Here is a 19,856-nt window from a genome sequence, read left to right as displayed (position 1 = left end):
AACTTACGATTGAAGCGGGCAAAAAAAGACCGATCAATCGATCGGTCTCTTGTCCTTCAGCGCTTAATTGATCTCGAGCTTGTCGCGGTTGCGGTCGAGAATAGCCTTGCCTATTCCTTTTACTTCCAGGAGTTCTTCGACAGACGCAAAAGGCCCATTGGTTTCACGATAAGCAACAATCGCCTTGGCCTTCGCCTCTCCCACGCCGGAGAGCTCTCGTTGCAAAGTGAGGGCATCGGCAGCATTGAGATCGACTTTTTTCTCATCGGAAGTAACGGCACCGACGGCTGCCGAAGAACTTTCCTGATGCGCTTGGCTTGCCGCAGGCGCCGCAATGGCACCGATTGAAGCACTGGCGAGCAAAGCAAAGACCAGAGAGTAAAAGTAACCTGTACGCATGTTTGACGCTCCATGATGTCGATTAGATAGGCAGCTTTTCCTGAGCTGCCTCCCAAACTTAGGCGACATCAGCGCCTTGTCAAAAATGCGTACGTTGCAGAATGTGTAACAATCAAGGCTCCAATCGCCGCTGTTGATAAATCCAGTCGACAATCTCGCCATCCGGCGTGTAGCCACTGACGGTCTCACGCAACAGCTGACGCACCCGCGAATAATCATCCTGCTCGACGGCCTTGAGCAATTCACTCAACTTGACCTTCAAAGCCTCCCAAGGCAGATGATCCTCGTTGGCCGTCATGATCATCGGATGCTGGGTGGCCTCCACGTTGTCGCCGATCAGCAGCTCTTCGTAGAGTTTTTCTCCTGGACGCAACCCGGTGAATTCGATGGAAATATCGCCTTGAGGATTTTTTTCGGATCGGATACTCAAGCCCGACAGATGAATCATCTTCTCCGCCAACTCGACGATCCGTACCGGCTCTCCCATATCAAGCACGAATACATCACCACCCTGCCCCATCGACCCGGCCTGAATCACCAGCTGGGCAGCTTCCGGAATGGTCATGAAGTAACGGGTGATCTTGGGATGAGTGACCGTCAATGGCCCCCCGGACTTGATCTGACTGTGGAAAAGGGGGATCACCGAACCGGACGAGCCCAGAACATTGCCGAACCGAACCATCGTGAATCGGGTCTTGTTGACTCGGGAAACGTTCGCCTTGTCACCAAACAGGACTGGCGCAATTTCGCGGCTCAATGCCTGAAGCGTCAGCTCCGCAAGGCGTTTTGTGCTCCCCATGACATTCGTCGGCCGTACGGCCTTGTCCGTCGAAATGAGCACAAAGTTGGCGACACCTGATTGCAGTGCCGCCTGCGCGGTGTTCAAGGTCCCGATCACATTGTTCAATACGCCTTCGGCTATATTGTGCTCGACCATCGGGACATGCTTGTAGGCCGCAGCGTGATAAACCGTATCCACGCGCCAGGTCTTCATCACCTCCAGCAGTTTGTCCTGATGACGGATGGAACCAAGAATAGGCAGCAGCCGAACCGACATGGACTGTCTGCTGGAGCGTTTTTCAAGCTCGGACAGAATGCTGTAGAGATTGAACTCACTGTGTTCGAACAACAAAAGAGTCGTAGGACCGAGTGCGAATATCTGACGGCACAGTTCAGCACCGATCGAACCACCCGCCCCCGTCACCATGACTGTCTTGCCTTTGATGCAGGACTCCAGGAGATCTGACTGAGCGGGCACCGAATCGCGTCCGAGCAGGTCGGCGATATCCACTTCCTGAATATCCTCGACTTTCACCCGCCCACTGGCCAGGTCCGTAAAGTTCGGCACACTGCGCACGTGCAGCGGGAAGCCTTCGAGAAGATTGAGAATTTCCCTGCGCCGCGAACGCGTCGAGGAAGGCAAGGCCAGCAGCACTTCCTGAGCGCCCGTCACTTCGATCATTTGCTGAATGTGCTTGGGCTTGTAGACCTGCAATCCGGAAATCGAGCGGTCGGAAATACTCGGATCGTCATCAATGAACGCCACTGGACGCATCACCCGCCCCATGCGCAGCGCTGCCACCAACTGATTTCCCGCCACGCCGGCACCGTAAATGGCTACCTTGGTCAGGCCATCGTCGCGATTGGTGAACGGAACATGTTGCGCCGCGGTAAACCAATCGCCCATGAAATACTGACGCATGCACAGACGCAGGCCGCCAATGATGACAAGACTCAGCCACCAGTAGTTGAAGATGATCGATCGCGGGACAACCGCCTCATGGTTGCTGTACCAATAGACCACGAGCGCAAGAATCAGCGAGGAAAGGCTGACGGCCTTGATGATGGCGATCAGCGCATCGTTACCGAAGTACCGCATGACCGCCCGGTACATCCCGAAACGGACAAAAAGAGGAATGGCGATCACTGGCGCGCATGCAAACAGCCAGAAATGAACCCGCAAGGGGTTGTACATATCATCGATACCAAGGCGCACGATGAATGCCAGCCACAATGCCAGCCACACGAGAATGCCGTCGGTAGCGACCTGTATCAGCCGCTTTTGCCGACGAGGCAGCCCCAGCAGAAAAACTCTGAATTTATCCATAAATAGTTGGCCTTCTAAGGCCCCATCCGCCTGCGGAAACCGAAGGGCCATTGTACGTAATTAGGCTTGGGTCGCTAACCAAAATATTCTGCTCCCGACGATACTCGCCCCAACTTATAGTCTTTTTCTGGAGAGAAGCCCGGTTCCGTGGTGTTCATCGATTTCAAACAACTGACTGATTGACACATTCCCCGGATCAATTGACTCCGACAATCGTAGAAATATCTCCAGCCCTCCACCGCGCCCACCTCCACCATCAAGGCCAAAAGCCACCACCCATGAACAAAATCCCCGTTCTGCCTGACCATCCGGCAAAAATGACCGCCTGCCTAGTGAAAAAATGTGGGTCAATGCGATAACATGCGCGATGCGGCCGACGGCGCCAGCTGCGCGGACACGGCGTGCTGCAGTGCTACCTGGCTGAATCTGCCAAGGCGAAAAACGCATGGAAACGCAAGGCAGGACGGTTGCGTGAGGGCCCGGATCTATCCCGAGAAATGGATATCTACCCCGTCATTAAATCCAAGTATGTAAATGGGCCACCAGCATAAGAAGTCGAGTCAACTCACTGATGCAAAATTTTTCAGCTCACCCTTTTGAAATGATCAACAGCTTCTGGCGCAATAAACGTCTTATTTTGCAACTTAGCAAACGAGAAGTTCTTGGACGCTATCGGGGGTCGGCACTGGGATTATCCTGGTCCTTTTTCAACCCGATACTCATGCTGGTCATCTATACATTCGTATTTTCAGTGGTATTCAAAGCCCGCTGGGGTACCGGTGCAGATGAAAGCAAAACCGACTTCGCGATTATCCTGTTTGTCGGTTTGTTGATTCACGGTTTTTTTGCCGAATGCATAAACCGCTCGCCGATGTTGATTACCTCAAACGTCAGCTATGTCAAAAAGGTTGTATTTCCACTGGAAGTACTGCCTTGGGTGGCTTTCTGCTCCGCACTGTTTCATGCCGGCATCAGTCTTCTGGTATTGCTGGCGGCACAACTGATTTTCAAACACAGCATTCCGGCGACTGCGCTGCTTTTGCCCGTCGTATTGCTGCCCCTGCTTCTGGGCATCATGGGTTTGAGCTGGCTGTTTTCCTCGCTGGGCGTGTACCTGCGGGACATCAGTCAGATTACTGCCATGTTTTCGACCGTCCTGCTCTTCATGTCAGCCGTCTTCTTCCCGATAGATGCGCTGCCGGAAAAATATCAATTTGCAATCAGGATCAACCCACTGGCTTCCATTATCGAACAGAGCCGCAATGTCCTCGTCTTTGGCCGCATGCCGGACTTTACCGCCTGGGCAATCATGCTCGCCGCTGGCGCCTTGATCGCGTGGTGTGGATTTGCCTGGTTCCAAAAGACACGCAAGGGGTTTGCCGATGTCCTCTGACGCCGTCATCAAGATCGACAACCTGAGCAAGTGTTATGAGGTTTACGACAAACCGCATCAACGCCTGCTGCAAATGCTGTTTCGCGGAAAGCGCAAATACTTCAGCGAATTCTGGGCACTGAAAAATGCCTCGCTCGAAGTCCAGCCGGGTGAAACCGTCGGCATCATCGGCAGCAACGGCTCGGGCAAGTCGACGTTGCTGCAGATGCTTTGCGGCACCCTCAATCCGAGTTCCGGGACCATCGCCGTCAAAGGACGCGTTGCCGCCCTGCTCGAGCTCGGCGCGGGCTTCAACCCGGAATTCACCGGCAAGGAAAACGTCTATCTCAACGCGGCGATCCTGGGCTTGAACCGCGACGAAATCGACAGACAGTACGCCGCCATCGAAACCTTCGCGGAAATCGGCGACTTCATCAATCAGCCAGTGAAAACCTACTCATCGGGCATGTATGTGCGACTGGCCTTTTCGGTTGCAGTCCACACCAACCCGAGCATTCTGGTGGTCGATGAAGCCCTTTCCGTGGGCGATGCACGCTTTCAGGCCAAATGCCTGGATCGCATCAAACAGATGAAGGAATCCGGGGTCAGCATTCTGTTTGTCTCCCACGACGTGGCCGCCGTGCGCACGCTATGTGATCGCGCACTCTGGCTGGACAAAGGCACCGTGCGCGGTCTCGGGGAAGTGTTTCCGATCACGGCCCAGTACACCGAACACCTGTTCAACAATGCGCCGAACACTGGGAACGCACCGAGCAAGGCGGCCAACGATACCGAGCCACACAAGGCCAGCCAGCCCATCAATCATTGGGGCTCGCACATCGGCATCATCCAGGATGCAGGCATTTATGATGCGTCGGGGGTCAAAAAGAACCTCTACTCCGACCACGAAAAAATGTTCGTGAAAATTGCCTTCAATACGGGCGCAATCAAAACCCTGGAAGGCCTTTCAGTGTCGTTCTCACTGAAAAACCTGTCCGGCAGCGATCTGATTGTCGGAAGTACCTGGAACGACAATGTGAAATTTTCACAGGACGAAGCCTTCCAGGAAGTCAGTTTTGAACTTGAGAACCCACTGTGTTCCGGTGAATACCTGCTGGTCGCTGCTATAGAAAACCGCTCATCCGCCGCCATCCATTATTACGAATACATGGAAGGCGCCCAGTATTTCTCCTCTTCATTCCTCAGCAATGCATCCGGGCAATTCATGCCCCGGATTTCTATCAATGTGCAAAAAAGCGATTCTGGTCAGGGAGCACCAACACCATGAAAAAACCGTCTGATTCCATAACGACCACTGGTGATGTGAACTCCAAGACTTACTGGGACTATCGCTTTTCGAATGACTGGGAAGAAAACTTCGGCAGAGAGCAAAGTATCTTCTTCAGCGAAGTTGCCGTGGAGAACATTCCGGCCTGGCTTTCCTCTCTGATCGCAACAGACAACCTGACCATGTGCGACTGGGGTTGCGCACAGGGTGACGGCACCCAGAACCTGTCGAAGCGCTTGAACGCTCCAGGTCTGGTGGGTGTCGATTTTTCTTCCGAAGCGATCGAAAAGGCCAAAAGCGCTTATCCACAATGCCAGTTCCTGTGTGACGATTTCCTCGGCAACAGTGAAGCCCCGCAATGGGACATCCTGTTCTCGTCCAATACACTTGAACACTTCGAGTCGCCGTGGGATGTGCTGAAGACCGTTTCGGCGAAAGCCCGGAAGTTCATCGTGCTGCTGCTGCCGTTCCGGGAAAAGGAACTCATCGATGAGCACTTCTATTCCTTTCAACTGGACAACGTTCCGGCGTTCTTCGGCAACTGGGCACTCACGCACAGCAGCATTACCGACACCACCGATCACCAGCCAAACTACTGGCCTGGCGAACAGATCCTGCTGATTTACACGAACACCCAGGATGAAACGGCGTCTGCCGTGAAGCTGGAGCATGTTCACGTGGAATCCGACAACGTGGTTGTGGAGCTCAAGGGCAAATTGCTTGCAGCCCGCGCGAAAGCCACCGAAACCAACGCTGAACTCGAAGAGGCCACCACTCGTCTGGCCGAAACCGAGCGCGCACTCCACAAGATTCAAGAAGACAGCATTGCACTGAGCGACCACTTGATCGCTACCCAAAATCGCCTGAACGATGTGATCAACAGCCATTCCTGGAAGATTACGCAACCGTTGCGATTCTCGACCCGCGTACTGCGCCATGGCCTGCAGCCAAGCGACAAGCGTGCAATAAAGAGCAAGTTGCGCAGCGTCTTCAATCGACTTCCCCTGCCGGAAGCCATCAAGACCGCCATTCGCAAGGCCTATGGACAACTGGTCCGTGGCCCGATGTCGTCGATGAAAAGCCAGCTGCTGGCCGGCGGTCAGTTCGACCTTCCAGCCACACTGCCTGCACCTCAGGCAAGCGGCCTGCCCGACTACATTTTCTGGGGTGTCATCGACTGGCACTTCCGGCATCAGCGCCCTCAGCAACTGGCTCAGGCCATTGCCGGTGCAGGCCGTCGGGTGTTCTACGTTTCGGTCAACCTGGTAGACGACCCACGCGGCGGCTTTAATGTGGAGCAACTGGACAGCGCAGGGCGTCTGTTCCAGATCAATCTCTATGCCAAAGGCGCGCCGGTCATCTACAACGATCCGCCGAGCGTCGCGATCTCCGATCAACTGAAAGCGTCCATCGGGCAGGTGCTGAACTGGGCACAGTCGCGCCAACTGGTCTCGGTGATCCAACACCCGTTCTGGTACGAAACGGCGTCCGTACTACCGGACAGTGAGCTCGTCTACGACTGCATGGATCACCACGAAGGGTTCGGCAACGTCTCGGAGGAAGTTCTGTCCATCGAGCGCGCACTGATGCGCAACGCCGACATGACGATCACCACGTCCACCTGGCTGGACGAAATCGTTGCACAGCACACCGACAGCCGCGTGCTCATCCGCAATGCCGGCGAGTACGATCATTTCGCGGTCAAGCCAGCCAACGTCTATGTCGACCCGCAACAGCGCAAAATCATCGGTTACTACGGTGCCATCGCCGAATGGTTCGATGTAAAGCTGCTGGAAAACGTTGCCAAGGCGTTCCCGGATCATTCGATCCTGATGATCGGCGCTGACACTGTGGGTGCCCGCGAGCAGCTCGCGCACCTGAGCAATGTCACCTTCACTGGCGAAATGGCCTACAGCGAACTGCCACGCTACCTGCACGCGTTCGACGTCTGCCTGCTGCCATTCCAGGTCATCCCGCTGACACTGGCCACGAACCCGGTCAAGGTCTACGAGTACCTGAGCGCCGGCAAACCGGTCGTATCGGTCGATTTGCCAGAGATCAAACAGTTCGAGAACCTGGTCCACGCGGCACCGACCACCGAGGCGTTCATCGACGCCATCAACGAAGAACTGAACGCCACCGACTCCGCCGACCGCATCCTGGCTCGCCAGCAGTTTGCAAAGAATCAGACCTGGGCCCATCGTGCCGAGCAGATGATCAACCGGATCGAATCATCCCGGGCGGTTCCAAGCGTCAGCGTCATCGTGGTCACCTACAACAATATCGAGCTGACCAAGGCCTGCCTTGCCAGTCTCGACCTGCACTCCAACCATGAAAACCTCGAAGTCATCGTTGTCGACAACGCTTCCGCCGACGGCACCCCTGCACTTCTGCAAGAGTGGGTCACTCAGGGCGAAAACCGTTCGATCATCCTGAACGAAGACAACCGGGGCTTTGCCGCTGGCAACAACCAGGGCCTGGCCAAGGCAACCGGCGAATACCTGGTGCTGCTCAACAACGATACCTACGTCACCCCCGGCTGGATCCGCACGCTTTACCGTCACCTGCAGCGCAACAGGAACTTCGGCATCATCGGCCCGGTAACCAACAACATCGGTAACGAAGCCAAGATCCAGATCAAGTACAACAACATGGACGAAATGCTGGTGGAGTCGGGCAAGTACACCCGCAGCCACATCGGCAAGATCCAGGAGTTGTACACCGCAGCGTTCTTCTGCGTGATGTTCTCGCGCGAAGTCTACGAAGCCGTAGGTCCGCTGGATGAGGCATTCGGTCGTGGTTTCTTCGAAGATGACGACTATTGCCGCCGGATCGAACAGCTGGGCTTGAAAGTGGGCTGCGCCGAGGACGTGTTCATCCATCACCACCTGTCAGCTTCGTTCAACAAAATGCGCAGCGCTGACCGCCAGGCCCTGTTCGAACAGAACAAGGCGACTTACGAGGCGAAATGGGGCGAATGGGCGCCGCACACCTACAAGAATTCCGATAAATGAGCAAACCAATGGACTCTTCGGGAAGCATCGACATGATCCCTCTTTTCTCCGACGTGGTGATGAACAAGGATCTCGACTTCCTCGGTGCGATCAAGACCGTCCTTGATCGCCACTGGTATGTTCTCGGGAAAGAGGTCACCAGCTTCGAATCCGAATTTGCCGACTACGTGGGCGCCGGGCATTGCGTGTCGGTGGCCAACGGCACCGACGCCCTGGAGATCGCCCTGCGCAGCTTGGGCGTGGAGGCCGGCGACCAGGTCGTGACGGTCGCCAACGCCGGGTTCTACAGCAGCACCGCAATCCACGCCATCGGAGCGACGCCGGTCTATGTCGACATCGACGAGTCGACCATGACCATGTCCGTCGATGCCCTGGCACAGGCTCTGAAACAAAAACCGAAATGCATCATCGTCACTCATCTGTACGGGCAAATGGCGGCCATCCAGCCACTGATGGCGCTGGCTCAGGCATCCGGCACGCCACTGATCGAGGATTGCGCGCAATCCCACGGCGCGATCGTCGATGGCCGGCAGGCGGGAAGCTGGGGCGACGCTGCATGCTTCAGCTTTTACCCGACCAAAAACCTCGGTGCCCTGGGTGACGGCGGCGCCGTAGTAACCAGCCGCGATGACATTGCTGCGCGCCTGAAAACCCTGCGCCAGTACGGCTGGTCCTCCAAGTACCAAGTGGATCATGCCGGTGGCAAGAACAGTCGCCTGGACGAAATCCAGGCCGCCATACTGCGGGTGAAGCTGCCACTGCTGGACACCTGGAACGACTCGCGCCGCGATATCGCCCGCCGCTACAGCGAAGCCTTCGATTCGCTCGCCGTGGAAGGCGTGCCGAGCGTGGACGAATCCTATGTCGGGCACCTGTACGTTTTGCGCACCGCCAAACGCGATGCACTGCGAGATTTCCTGAAGTCTCGCGGTATCTCCACCGATATCCACTACCCGATCCCGGATCATCGACAAACCGCCTACGCCGAACCGCACATCGTCGGCTCGCTGGAAGTCACCGATCGCCTGTGCAAGACACTCGTGACGCTGCCGTGCTTTCCGGGCATGACCGATAAGGAAGTGTCCTCGGTCATTGCTGCCGTTCGAACCTTCTTTGCCGAGTAGGAGTGCAATCGCTTGCTGACGCTCGTTATTCCCGTCTACAAGAATGAAGGCTCCCTGCCCGATTTACTGGCAGCCATCGAAGGCCTGAACAGCAAATTGGCGGGAGATTTCGAGGCTGTTTTTGTTGTCGATGGAAGCCCGGATCGCTGCTACGAAATCCTTCGTGAAGCCCTGCCCCGACAGCAGTTCGAATCACAACTCGTTTTGCTGTCACGCAACTTCGGTTCGTTTGCGGCCATACGCGTGGGCCTGGAAAAAGGCCGGGGGCAACGATTTGCCGTGATGGCCGCGGACCTTCAAGAACCACCCGAACTGGTTCTTGAAATGAATGCCGCGTTGCTCGGCGGCGAGTGCGACGTGGTACTGGGTGTCCGAGAGGCCCGAATGGACCCGTTCTTCTCGCGCCTGGCGTCCAGGGTTTTCTGGAACCTCTATCGCCGCTATGTCGTATCGAGCATGCCGGAAGGGGGTGTTGACGTATTTGGCTGCAACAAGGTGTTTCGCGATACGCTGCTGACCCTCGACGAACGACACAGCTCACTGGTCGCCCAGATCTTCTGGCTCGGTTTCCGTCGCCATACCATTTCCTATACCCGGCAAAAACGCGAGCACGGAAAGTCCGCCTGGACCTTCTCCAAGAAAGTGAACTACATGATGGACAGTGTCTTCGCGTTCACGGACTTGCCGATCAGGCTGCTGACTCGCCTCGGCGGCGCAACAACCGTGTTGGCGGCGGCTTTCGGCCTGACGGTGACCCTTGCTCGCCTGGCAGGCCTGATCACCGTTTCAGGCTACGCAATGACCATAAATGTCATCGTGTTCCTCGGTGCAGCGAACCTGTTCGGCCTGGGCATCGTGGGCTCCTACGCGTGGCGTACCTACGAAAACACCAAGGCAAGACCGCTCGCCATTCCGATGCGGACTGAGAGTTTCAATCATGAAAAATGAAAACGCCGACTACTTTGTCCACCCCAAAGGGCTGTGCGAAACATCACACGTCGGCAAGAACACCCGTATCTGGGCTTTTGCTCACGTTCTGCCCGACGCGCAACTGGGGGCCGACTGCAACATCTGCGATAACGTCTTCATAGAAAACGATGTCATCATCGGTGATCGCGTCACGATCAAGTGCGGCGTTCAGGTGTGGGACGGCATTCAGATCGAGGACGATGTTTTTATCGGACCGAATGCGACGTTCACCAATGACCGCTTCCCCAGAAGCAAGCAGTACCCGGAAGAGTTTCTGCGCACCCTGGTCAAAAGCAAGGCCACCATCGGCGCCAATGCCACTATTCTTCCTGGGTTGACCATCGGCGAGAGCGCGATGATCGGCGCCGGCGCTGTGGTGACACGCTCAGTCCCGCCTTTCGCGATCGTTGTCGGCAACCCGGCAAAAATCATCGGTTACACCGAAGGCGCGACTGGTTCGGCCAACGAGAGCACTCTCGCACCGATATCCGATACACCTGCGGTCATCAACACAAATGTTTCGGGCGTGACGCTTCACACGTTCAAGGCTGTTCCGGATTTGCGCGGCAGCCTGTCGGTCGGCGAATTCGAGCGGGAAATACCGTTCAGCCCCAAACGCTACTTCCTGGTGTATGACGTCCCCACCGCGAACACCCGGGGGGAGCACGCCCATCATGAATGCCATCAGTTCCTGATCGCCGTCAGAGGCAGCATTCGCGTGGCCGTGGATGATGGAGAGACACGGGAGGAGATCACTCTCGACCGTCCCAACATGGGGCTGTACCTGCCTCCGCTGACGTGGGGCGTTCAATACAAATACTCTTCCGACGCCATGTTGCTGGTTTTTGCTTCAGACTATTACGACTCGGCCGATTACATCAGGGATTACGGCGACTTCATCAAGCTGGTGCAGTCGAGAAAGCAGGTTTGACCATGCCGGAAAAACGGTCGCTTGTTGACCTGGTGAAGTTTGTCATCGGAGGCGGTATCAATACCGCCTTTACCTATGCTCTGTACTTTGGCCTACAAGTGATCCTGCCTTACCAGATCGCCTATGCGCTGGCTTTTGCAGTGGGTATCGTGTTTTCGTACTGGTTCAATTCGACCATTGTTTTCAATACTCCCGTCAGCTGGAAAGGCTTCATGGCCTTTCCTCTGGTGTATTTGATTCAGTATCTCCTATCCGCCATAATTCTTGGTTTCGTCGTCGAACTTCTTGGCATTAATCAACTGTTTGCACCGTTGATCGTCATCCTCATTACCGTCCCCATTACCTTTTTGCTGACGCGCTGGCTCCTGCGGCGGGCGTAGGCTCCAAATTCAGTGAATTTTGCATAGGAAACACTATGAAAATGAAGATTATCTGCACCGTCGGCACGCGCCCGGAAGCGATCAAGATGGCGCCTGTCATTCTTGCGCTCAAAGAACAGCCATGGGCAGAAGTAAGGGTACTGGCCACCGCGCAACATCGCCACATGCTGGATCAGGTGTTGAACTTCTTCGGCATCAAGGCTGACATCGACCTTGACATCATGCTTCCGAACCAGTCACTGACGACGCTCAACGCCCGTCTTCTGCTGGAGCTCGACAAAGTCCTGCTGGACGAAAAACCTGACGTGGTACTGGCCCAGGGCGACACCACCACCGTTCTGGCCATGGCTCAGGCCGCCTTTTATCACCGTATCCCGTTCGGTCACGTCGAAGCCGGCCTGCGCACCGGTGACATGCAGAACCCGTTCCCGGAAGAAGCCAACCGCGTACTCGCAGGTCGCCTGACCCGCTGGCATTTCGCCCCGACCGAAAGCTCGAAAAACAACCTGCTGCGCGAAGGCATCCCGGAAAAGGACATTACCGTGACAGGCAACACCGTGATCGACGCACTGTTGATGACGGCCAAGAAAGACCTGGAGCTGGGCATTGAGCTGGACGATTCCAAGCGACTGATTCTTGTGACCTCTCACCGTCGCGAGAACTTCGGCGAACCGTTCCGCAATATCTGCAAAGCCCTGAAGACGCTCGCCGAACGTAACCAGGACGTACAGATTCTGTACCCGGTTCACCCGAACCCGAACGTCAAGGACGTTGCCCATGAAATTCTTGGCAATATCCCGAACATCAAGCTGTGCGAGCCACTGGATTACGCACCGTTCATCGCCGCGATGAAAAAAGCGTATTTGATCATCAGCGATTCGGGCGGTGTTCAGGAAGAAGCGCCGGCACTGGCTATTCCTGTTCTGGTTCTGCGTGATGAAACAGAACGCCCTGAGGCGGTGGAGATGGGCGTCGTGAAACTGGTTGGTCCGAATTACGAGCCGATTCTGAAAGAAGCCCAGACCTTGCTGGACAGCCCTGAAGCCTACAAAGCAATGGCGCGAGGTGTATCACCTTACGGCGACGGCAAAGGTGCAGAACGCATTGTCGCGGTTCTGAAAGAGCACTGCCGTTAATGCGGCTGGTCTATCTATCGCCTGTTCCCTGGTCCAGTTTTGCCCAGCGACCACAAAAGTTCGCTCGATGGTTCCATGCGACAACAGGCGGCGAAGTATTGTGGCTGGATCCTTATCCCAGCCGCTTTCCTTCTCTGGCGGACTTCAAAAAGATTGGCGTGAGCGATCAAACGGAAAGCGGCGACCTTGAGCCGTGGCTGACCGTGCTCAAGCCAAAGGCGCTGCCGATAGAACCGCTGCCAGGCTCCGGCCTGATCAACGGCAGCATTTGCTGGGGTGAGTTGCTGAAGTCGGTTCAGGCGTTCGCAAACCAGGGCAATACAATGCTTGTCATCGGCAAGCCAACTGTATTGGCCCTCAAGGTTCTGGACCTGCTGAAAGACCATCCTTCCGTGTATGACGCGATGGATGACTTTCCGACGTTCTATTCCGGTCTCTCGAAAAATGCCATGGCGCGTCGCGAGCTGGAAATCGGCCGCAAGACCACCCACTTGCTGGCATCTTCGACGAAGCTGAGAAAAAAGTGGGAAAGTCACCGGTCGCACGTCAAGTTCGTACCGAATGGACTCGACGTTGCGCTGCTGCCAGCGGCCAAGGACTCCAACGCCAAGCGTTCGCCAGTGGTATTTGGCTACGTGGGCACTGTAGGCGCATGGTTTGACTGGAAATGGTTGATTCGCCTGGCGGAAAGCCGTCCTGACGATCAGGTTCACGTCATCGGCCCGGTCTTCAATCCGACCGATTTGAAGCTCGCGCCGAACATCACGTTCTTTCCGCCGTGCAGCCATAAGGATGCTCTGGAAAGAATGTTGTCGTTCGACGTGGCGCTCATTCCGTTTGTGCACAACGACCTGACCTCATCGGTAGACCCGATCAAGTATTACGAATACCGAGCGCTTGGCCTGCCCATTCTTTCAACCAGTTTTGGCGAAATGGCTTATCGCGGCGATCAAGAGGGGGTCTATCTTTGCGATTCTCCTTCTGACTTCAACGCCGCAGTAGCCAGCGCGCTTGAATACACTCACTCGGCTGCACTCTCCGAACAATTCAAACAGGAAAACAGCTGGGAAGCCCGCTTCGCCAGTACTGCTTTGATTTGAACCCGTGATGCGAGCTCATGCCATGATTTGTCGACAGATCATGGCGAGCTCAATTCCCTTCATCACGACACACTAATTGCAACAATCATCCCGAAGATCCAGACCCTCATCAATGTTTTAACCCAACGGTTAAAAACATCATGATCTCTCAAGTCAAAACTCCCTTTCCACCTCCTCCTCCGACCTGATTTTCGCCCTTAAAGACAGTGACCTTCGACGGTGAACCGACTAAGATGCGGGCAGTCATGCCAGCAGTCTGAACTGTGGTTCCGGTTTCGAAAGGGAGTAAACGGTGGAAACGCTACAAAAAATTGCGGTGGTAATTCCCAGCTTCAAAGTGAAAGGTCAAATACTGGATGTCATCTCGAAAATCGGACCTGAAGTAAACCGCATTTATGTAGTCGATGATTGCTGCCCGCAAGAAACAGGGAAATTCGTCAGCGAGCATTGCACCGATCTACGCGTCACCATACTCCACAACCCGGTCAATCTCGGAGTGGGAGGCGCCGTTATGAATGGCTATGCCGCCGCCATTCAAGACGGGATGGATATCATTGTAAAAGTTGATGGCGACGGACAAATGGATCCGCGCCTGATCAAGCAATTTGTGGCGCCGATTATCGATGGCGAAGCCGACTACACCAAAGGCAACCGTTTCTTTGATCTTGAAGAAATTCACGCCATGCCGAAAATGCGCTTGTTTGGCAATGCCGTTCTTTCTTTCATGACAAAACTTTCTTCCGGTTATTGGGACCTGTTTGATCCCACAAACGGTTTCACTGCCATTCATCGAGATGTGGCGAAACACCTTCCCTTTCACAAGATCAGCAATCGCTACTTCTTCGAGACCGATATTCTCTTCCGCCTGAACACGTTGAGAGCCGTTGTAATCGACATTCCAATGGATGCCAAATACGGCGAAGAAGAAAGCAATCTGAAGATCTCGAAGATCGTCGGCGAATTTCTTGCCAAACACCTGAGAAACCTGTCCAAACGTATTTTTTACAATTACTACTTGAGAAACATGTCGCTGGCGTCCATCGAACTGCCACTGGGCGTCCTGATGCTGACCGCCGGTACTGTATTTGGTGTCAGCCACTGGATGTCATCCATGGGTTCAGGCGTTCCAACACCTGCCGGCACAGTGATGCTATCGGCTCTGCCAATCATCCTTGGAACTCAATTCATACTTGCATTTATCGGACACGATGTTGCCGCCGTTCCGAACCGACCTTTTCACCTGAAGGTACAGTTCAAAAACCATGGGCGTGACCAATGCAAAGATTGACGTTTCCAACAAGTCCAATCCCACGCAAACATTTTTCGCCACTTGGTCGTTTTCAAGATGCCTGAAACAAAAATACTTTCATATGTACTGACAGGCTTGTTATTGCTGCTTGCAGCGAGCATTCCTGCGCTGGTGGCTCATTACTCGGAAGCATTTCCTTTTTATTGGAATATTTCGCTGCTCAGCGATCTGTATTCCTGGGCAGGCATGTTGCTGACCGTGGCGGCCGTTCTGAAATTCACAAGATACAAGTACTCAAACCACGTTCTCATCGGCGGCCTGTTCGTCTTTGTAGCCTTGGGTTCAGGACTGCAGGCAACTTTGTCCTCACTGCTGTTTATTTCCTCGTCTTACATTCTTGGCAGATGGGCTCTTGGTTTCGTCTCACCGACAGATGAGACAAGGACCCACTCCCTGCGAGCAATACTGGTTGGTATCACGTTATACCTAGCCCTGTTCAGCACACTCATTCACTTTCCAATCAACACTCGCCCGCTCTACTTCGGGATTTTGTTGGCGCCGTTTCTCGCGCTGACACAGCCTTCATTCAGAAACGCTTTGTGCAGTGCTTTGCGCACCCGCATCAGCAGTGGCTCCGAGCGCATCCGGAAGTTCTCCTTTCGCTCAGTGATCGCCTGCACATTCATCATCGGGTATGTATTGCAATTTGCCTTCTTTCCGTCCATTGGCAGCGATGACAATGTATTGCACCTGAGGATGTGGACCGAGCTTGCAAATACAAAAGTGTTCAGCTTCAACATACAGCAACAGATTTGGTCAGTTGCACCTTTTGCCTTTGATCTATTGCACTCGATCGTCTCTATCATTGCCAATGCAGATGCAAGGGGAGGGCTTAACCTTACCTTTACAACCCTACTTATCTACGCTGTCTGGTCGCTTACACGTTCGTTGATCAAGAACAGCAGTGACAGTCTGTTGGTGGTACTGCTCTTCTGCAGCACCCCGATCATCGCGCCCCTGCTGATCTACTTGCAGACCGAGTTGTTCCTTGCGTTTCTGGCCACCAGCGCTGTAAAAATCCTGCTGGAAACCGAGACGGACGCCGCCGCCTCAAAGTTGATCGCGATCGTTTCAGCCGCCGCGCTATGCGCGGCGACAAAGCTCCCAGGCATGGTGCTGGGCGCATTGCTCATCGCTGCATACATCCCTGTCTTTCTCAAGGAAAAAGATCACTTTGCCCTGCAAAAGTCTGAGCATCCAGTACTCGCATGCACTGTATTGATTGGCATCTCCAGCTTTTCCGCGCTGCAGTCTTATGGCTTTTCCTGGATAACCAGCGGCAATCCTTTTTTCCCTCTCTACAACGAGATTTTCAAATCACCTTATTACCCGCTGGTAAACTTTGCTGACCCTCTTTATCAAAAGGGGTTTACCTTGCAAAGTTTCTGGGCGCTGTTCTACAACACCAGCAAACATTATGAGTCGCTGAATTTTGTTGCCGGCTTCCAGTATCTGTACCTGTTACCTCTGGGCCTGATGACGCTGATTGCAAGCAGGAAGCTCAACAACCCCGTCAAATTCGCTCTGGTTTTACCGACAGTCGGATTCGGTCTGGTCATGTTCTCTGCGACCCAGTACTGGCGCTACCTGTTCCCCATCTTGCCTCTGGCCAGCGTCGTACTCGGGTGCCTGATTCTTGCGGTATCCGGCACCGCAAAGCGCGTCACTCGATGGGTATTCATGTTTTTTATCGCCGTGAATATCTACTTCCTGCCGGGCATTGCGTGGTTTCTTACAACGCCTGCGCAAGACGCCTTCACTGACGCCGAGAAGTCCAGCCTTACAGAGCAGCTAGCACCGTCCAAGGCCATTACAGATTACTTGAACAGCAACACCAACAATCCAGTGGTGCTATACGACGTGAGCGCTTCGTTTGGCGCAACGTTACGAGGCCAGCCCATTTACATCAGTTGGTATTCTCCTTCGCAAACCAGAGCATTCGGCCTCGTAAAGAACACTGACGATATCGCGGCGATCATCGAGAAGTGGAAAGTACAGTACGTGATCTGGAACTCATCGTTTGCAACCAGCCTGCCAAATCGTCAGGCAATGCTTGGCTACCTGACGATGCATGGGCAGCCTGTTTATCAATTGGGCCCTATCATTCTGTACAAACTCTCGAATGATAAAATCGATTATCAGACCGTCTACAATCTCCGAAACGAATCCGAGTCAGTGAAAGACATCGCGACCAGCCAGGGTTTTACGGCGGACACCACTCCAAAAGTCGTTTCCACTATCGGCACGCAAAACTCAAGATCTGCCAAGTATGAAGTGACGTTTGAATGTTCCAGCAACGCGGGTTCATTCATCGCGCAAATCAACTGGAACGTGCTGCCTGTTTACTACAAGCTCATACCCTGCAAACAGGGACGGGTTACATTCTCGGAGACGCTCCCGATTCCGGTGGGCGCCACCTCAGGCAATGTCTACATTACCGCCAGGGACCGGGATACCGTCAACGTCGTCGACCTGACTGTCGGCGTTGTCCATCCGTAAGTAATACCTGCCAATAAATAAAAAACCCTGGCGACCGATAACTCGGTCCCCAGGGTTTTCTTTTAGCACTTACGATTGAAATGATCGGCTTTCATAGCCTCATACCAGGATCTATTGCCCTGCGTTGTTGGCAAGGCAGCGAGTGGTCTGTACGGTTCTTTTTGCCAGGACTTCGCCGGCTTGATCCCTTAATGTGAATGTCAACCCATCAGCCACCCAAGGCCCGGTTTTCATCTCGCCCTGGGGCTCTCCACTGGCCCACAGGTTTTCCGGAGTGTTAACCGAATTGACGAAAACCCGTACCGATTGCACGCTCTCTCTGGCCACGTTCCAGCGAACTGTAGAGACGTTTGCCGGCAAGTCGCAATTGGAAAAAACCTGAGGATCCACTTCAAACTCGATGCCCCTGGACATGTACCACGGCAGAGTCAGAGCACCTGCCACAAGAAGAAGTAACCATTTCATTACTGTTTCTCCCCGGCAGAAACATAATCACCCAGTCGACCTTGAGTTTGAGCACGAGCGACTGAATAGAACTCAGGCTCCGTACCTGAAACCTCCGATACCGCCTCGAGACAATTGACGAGGTGAAAGTAAGGCGACACTGACAAGCCAGCCTCTTTCAACAATGCAGGACCCAGCTTCCAGGAAGTATCGATCGCCGAGGTCTTGGATGAAGTATTGCTGGTGATTATCCAGGGCACCGTTTGCTCGGTTGCCGCAGCCCCGTTTTTGAAACCCAGCTTTTCATAGACTCCGCCAAGCCCGGGAAGGTGATCTCCATAAAACACCAGAACATAGGGCTTGCCGCGTGCATCGAGATAGTTTTTCAGACGGCCCAACTGCTGGTCCGCGTTATCGATATGATAAATGTAGTTGCGATACTCCTCGGCACCCTCCGCGCTCAAACCAGCCGGAACCGGGATGGAGTCGCGAACGGCCGCGTCCTTGATCGAACCAATCGTATAAGGGCCATGGGCCTCGATGCTGATAGCAAAGATGAACTTGGGACGCTCGACCTCTGACAACTGTGCGATGACCAGATCAGTCATGCTCTTGTCAGACAGATAGGCACCGTCGTGCTCAGCATCGGAGGGAAAATCATCGACCGTGAGAAACCTGTCGAAGCCTGCCAGCTTGAATGTCTTCGTACGATTCCAGAACGAACCCGCGTTACCGTGAATCGCGATAGCCTCGTAGCCGTTCTCCTTGACCTCGGAGGCAAGGCTGTCCATTTTCGGCGTCCTGACCTCGAAATAGGGAAACTGGACCAAGGGATAGGCTGCGAGATCAATGCCTGTAAGCACCTCATACTCGGTCCGGATCGTTCCGCCGCCAAACGTCGGGACCTTCATTTGTCCCACTGCCCCGGCTGCCTTCAACTGGCGGAGATTGCGCAACAGGTTGTTCGGAAGCTGAACCCCTTGCAAGATGTCCGGATCAAAAAATGACTCGCTTTGAATCACGATAATATCCGGATGCACAATCGCAGGTGATGAATCGGCTGAATCCGAAGCTTTCATGCAACTGTTGTTTTTCTGCAGCACATTGTTGATTTCCGCCGCGCTGATCGGCATGTCATTTGACTGAGACTTTTTGATCTCGCCATAAATGATCTTGGAAACCAGCCCCGCATGAAGAGTACTGATCGGGTTTGACCAGGAAAAACGCATGCGATTGAATTCGTAGATTGTTTCTATACCCTTGAAATACCAGATCCCCGAGAGACTGATGACGAACAGCGCCATGCTGCATTGACGGGGAAACGATTTTTTCGTGAAAAAGGGATTATCCAGATAGGCCAAAAGAGCGATAAAAAAAACGCCCAAGCCTCCACCCAACAATACCCAGCGAAGCTTTACGTATGACGCAAACAATTCCAACGCACTGCTATCAAGGTATTGCAGTAACAAGAAATCATCACCCGAGAGAGGTTTACCCAAACTCTGGTATTTCTTGAAACTTATGAAATAAAGTAATGCACCTGTTGCCAATGCAAGAAAAAACGACAGGTAAAGACGATTGGTCAACAACAGTAGAAGCACAAACAAAGTGGCAAAAGGCAGAACATTGCCTACGGCGCCCACCGACCACAGGTATGCACTGAACTGCAATCCCAGAGAATAGCGATCCATCCACCAGATAGCCGCCCAGAGAAGCACCAGCAAAAACAGAAATGCCCCTGAACGTTTTAAACCTTCAATCATAAATTCCAACACTTATTTTCA

15 protein-coding genes are annotated in these 19,856 nt (G+C 54.0%); 11 read left to right on the top strand and 4 right to left on the bottom strand.

Features of this window, described 5'->3' with window-relative positions; genetic code table 11:
* Nucleotides 1-63: 63 nt before the first annotated feature.
* The gene (locus ACW9HX_RS04450; RefSeq protein ID WP_457379643.1) at nt 64-399 is read right to left on the bottom strand and encodes a ComEA family DNA-binding protein; all 336 of its coding nucleotides are present in this window, start codon (nt 397-399) and stop codon (nt 64-66) included.
* 112 nt (nt 400-511) lie between these two features.
* Nucleotides 512-2,506: a polysaccharide biosynthesis protein gene (locus ACW9HX_RS04445; protein WP_457379642.1), complete on the bottom strand. Its 1,995-nt coding sequence runs from the start codon at nt 2,504-2,506 to the stop codon at nt 512-514.
* 571 nt (nt 2,507-3,077) lie between these two features.
* On the opposite strand from ACW9HX_RS04445, the gene ACW9HX_RS04440 reads away from it, so the two are divergent.
* The 11 genes from ACW9HX_RS04440 to ACW9HX_RS04390 all read left to right on the top strand — a co-directional run bounded on the left by ACW9HX_RS04440 (nt 3,078) and on the right by ACW9HX_RS04390 (nt 17,628).
* Nucleotides 3,078-3,899 (top strand): ABC transporter permease, encoded by an 822-nt coding sequence (locus ACW9HX_RS04440; RefSeq protein ID WP_119429663.1) that lies wholly within the window; start codon nt 3,078-3,080, stop codon nt 3,897-3,899.
* Complete coding sequence (locus tag ACW9HX_RS04435) at nt 3,889-5,166, top strand: ABC transporter ATP-binding protein (RefSeq protein WP_457379641.1); 1,278 nt, start codon at nt 3,889-3,891, stop codon at nt 5,164-5,166. The genes ACW9HX_RS04440 and ACW9HX_RS04435 overlap by 11 nt, the downstream gene beginning before the upstream one ends.
* Nucleotides 5,163-8,180 (top strand): glycosyltransferase, encoded by a 3,018-nt coding sequence (locus ACW9HX_RS04430; RefSeq protein WP_457379640.1) that lies wholly within the window; start codon nt 5,163-5,165, stop codon nt 8,178-8,180. Before ACW9HX_RS04435 ends, ACW9HX_RS04430 begins: the two co-directional genes overlap by 4 nt.
* Nucleotides 8,177-9,304: a DegT/DnrJ/EryC1/StrS family aminotransferase gene (locus ACW9HX_RS04425; RefSeq protein ID WP_457379639.1), complete on the top strand. Its 1,128-nt coding sequence runs from the start codon at nt 8,177-8,179 to the stop codon at nt 9,302-9,304. Before ACW9HX_RS04430 ends, ACW9HX_RS04425 begins: the two co-directional genes overlap by 4 nt.
* 12 nt (nt 9,305-9,316) lie before the next feature.
* Nucleotides 9,317-10,252 carry a glycosyltransferase gene (locus ACW9HX_RS04420; RefSeq protein WP_457379638.1) on the top strand — a complete coding sequence of 312 codons (936 nt, stop codon included), beginning with the start codon at nt 9,317-9,319 and terminating at the stop codon, nt 10,250-10,252.
* Entirely contained in the window at nt 10,242-11,204 is a 963-nt protein-coding gene (locus ACW9HX_RS04415) for a WxcM-like domain-containing protein (protein ID WP_457379637.1), read from the top strand. The genes ACW9HX_RS04420 and ACW9HX_RS04415 overlap by 11 nt, the downstream gene beginning before the upstream one ends.
* A gap of 2 nt (nt 11,205-11,206) precedes the next feature.
* Nucleotides 11,207-11,584 (top strand): GtrA family protein, encoded by a 378-nt coding sequence (locus tag ACW9HX_RS04410; protein WP_457379636.1) that lies wholly within the window; start codon nt 11,207-11,209, stop codon nt 11,582-11,584.
* 35 nt (nt 11,585-11,619) lie between these two features.
* Entirely contained in the window at nt 11,620-12,720 is a 1,101-nt protein-coding gene (wecB, locus tag ACW9HX_RS04405; RefSeq protein ID WP_457379635.1) for a non-hydrolyzing UDP-N-acetylglucosamine 2-epimerase, read from the top strand.
* The gene (locus ACW9HX_RS04400) at nt 12,720-13,820 is read left to right on the top strand and encodes a glycosyl transferase (RefSeq protein WP_457379634.1); all 1,101 of its coding nucleotides are present in this window, start codon (nt 12,720-12,722) and stop codon (nt 13,818-13,820) included. The genes wecB and ACW9HX_RS04400 overlap by 1 nt, the downstream gene beginning before the upstream one ends.
* Nucleotides 13,821-14,112: 292 nt before the next feature.
* A complete protein-coding gene (locus ACW9HX_RS04395; protein WP_457379633.1) occupies nt 14,113-15,108 on the top strand; it encodes a glycosyltransferase family 2 protein in 996 nt (331 codons plus the stop codon).
* A 57-nt stretch (nt 15,109-15,165) separates the two neighbouring features.
* Nucleotides 15,166-17,628 (top strand): hypothetical protein, encoded by a 2,463-nt coding sequence (locus ACW9HX_RS04390; protein WP_457379632.1) that lies wholly within the window; start codon nt 15,166-15,168, stop codon nt 17,626-17,628.
* A 111-nt stretch (nt 17,629-17,739) separates the two neighbouring features.
* On the opposite strand, the gene ACW9HX_RS04385 is transcribed toward ACW9HX_RS04390, so the two are convergent.
* Together ACW9HX_RS04385 and ACW9HX_RS04380 are read right to left on the bottom strand one after the other, a co-directional pair.
* Nucleotides 17,740-18,093, bottom strand: coding sequence for a hypothetical protein (locus tag ACW9HX_RS04385; RefSeq protein WP_119429673.1), 354 nt, complete (start codon nt 18,091-18,093; stop codon nt 17,740-17,742).
* A complete protein-coding gene (locus ACW9HX_RS04380) occupies nt 18,093-19,835 on the bottom strand; it encodes an LTA synthase family protein (protein WP_457379631.1) in 1,743 nt (580 codons plus the stop codon). The genes ACW9HX_RS04385 and ACW9HX_RS04380 overlap by 1 nt, the downstream gene beginning before the upstream one ends.
* Between the last annotated feature and the right edge of the window lie 21 nt (nt 19,836-19,856).

Source organism: Pseudomonas sp. SDO52101_S400 (assembly GCF_054071635.1).
The sequence above is the reverse complement of the archived record's forward strand: the minus strand, read 5'-3'. Positions and strand labels throughout refer to the sequence as shown.

What these genes read in the sequence shown, in the direction of transcription:
- ACW9HX_RS04450 (WP_457379643.1), bottom strand. Translation starts at nt 399, where the DNA reads ATGCGTACAGGTTACTTTTACTCTCTGGTCTTTGCTTTGCTCGCCAGT.
- ACW9HX_RS04445 (WP_457379642.1), bottom strand. Translation starts at nt 2,506, where the DNA reads ATGGATAAATTCAGAGTTTTTCTGCTGGGGCTGCCTCGTCGGCAAAAG.
- ACW9HX_RS04440 (WP_119429663.1), top strand. Translation starts at nt 3,078, where the DNA reads ATGCAAAATTTTTCAGCTCACCCTTTTGAAATGATCAACAGCTTCTGG.
- ACW9HX_RS04435 (WP_457379641.1), top strand. Translation starts at nt 3,889, where the DNA reads ATGTCCTCTGACGCCGTCATCAAGATCGACAACCTGAGCAAGTGTTAT.
- ACW9HX_RS04430 (WP_457379640.1), top strand. Translation starts at nt 5,163, where the DNA reads ATGAAAAAACCGTCTGATTCCATAACGACCACTGGTGATGTGAACTCC.
- ACW9HX_RS04425 (WP_457379639.1), top strand. Translation starts at nt 8,177, where the DNA reads ATGAGCAAACCAATGGACTCTTCGGGAAGCATCGACATGATCCCTCTT.
- ACW9HX_RS04415 (WP_457379637.1), top strand. Translation starts at nt 10,242, where the DNA reads ATGAAAAATGAAAACGCCGACTACTTTGTCCACCCCAAAGGGCTGTGC.
- ACW9HX_RS04410 (WP_457379636.1), top strand. Translation starts at nt 11,207, where the DNA reads ATGCCGGAAAAACGGTCGCTTGTTGACCTGGTGAAGTTTGTCATCGGA.
- wecB (WP_457379635.1), top strand. Translation starts at nt 11,620, where the DNA reads ATGAAAATGAAGATTATCTGCACCGTCGGCACGCGCCCGGAAGCGATC.
- ACW9HX_RS04400 (WP_457379634.1), top strand. Translation starts at nt 12,720, where the DNA reads ATGCGGCTGGTCTATCTATCGCCTGTTCCCTGGTCCAGTTTTGCCCAG.
- ACW9HX_RS04390 (WP_457379632.1), top strand. Translation starts at nt 15,166, where the DNA reads ATGCCTGAAACAAAAATACTTTCATATGTACTGACAGGCTTGTTATTG.
- ACW9HX_RS04385 (WP_119429673.1), bottom strand. Translation starts at nt 18,093, where the DNA reads ATGAAATGGTTACTTCTTCTTGTGGCAGGTGCTCTGACTCTGCCGTGG.
- ACW9HX_RS04380 (WP_457379631.1), bottom strand. Translation starts at nt 19,835, where the DNA reads ATGATTGAAGGTTTAAAACGTTCAGGGGCATTTCTGTTTTTGCTGGTG.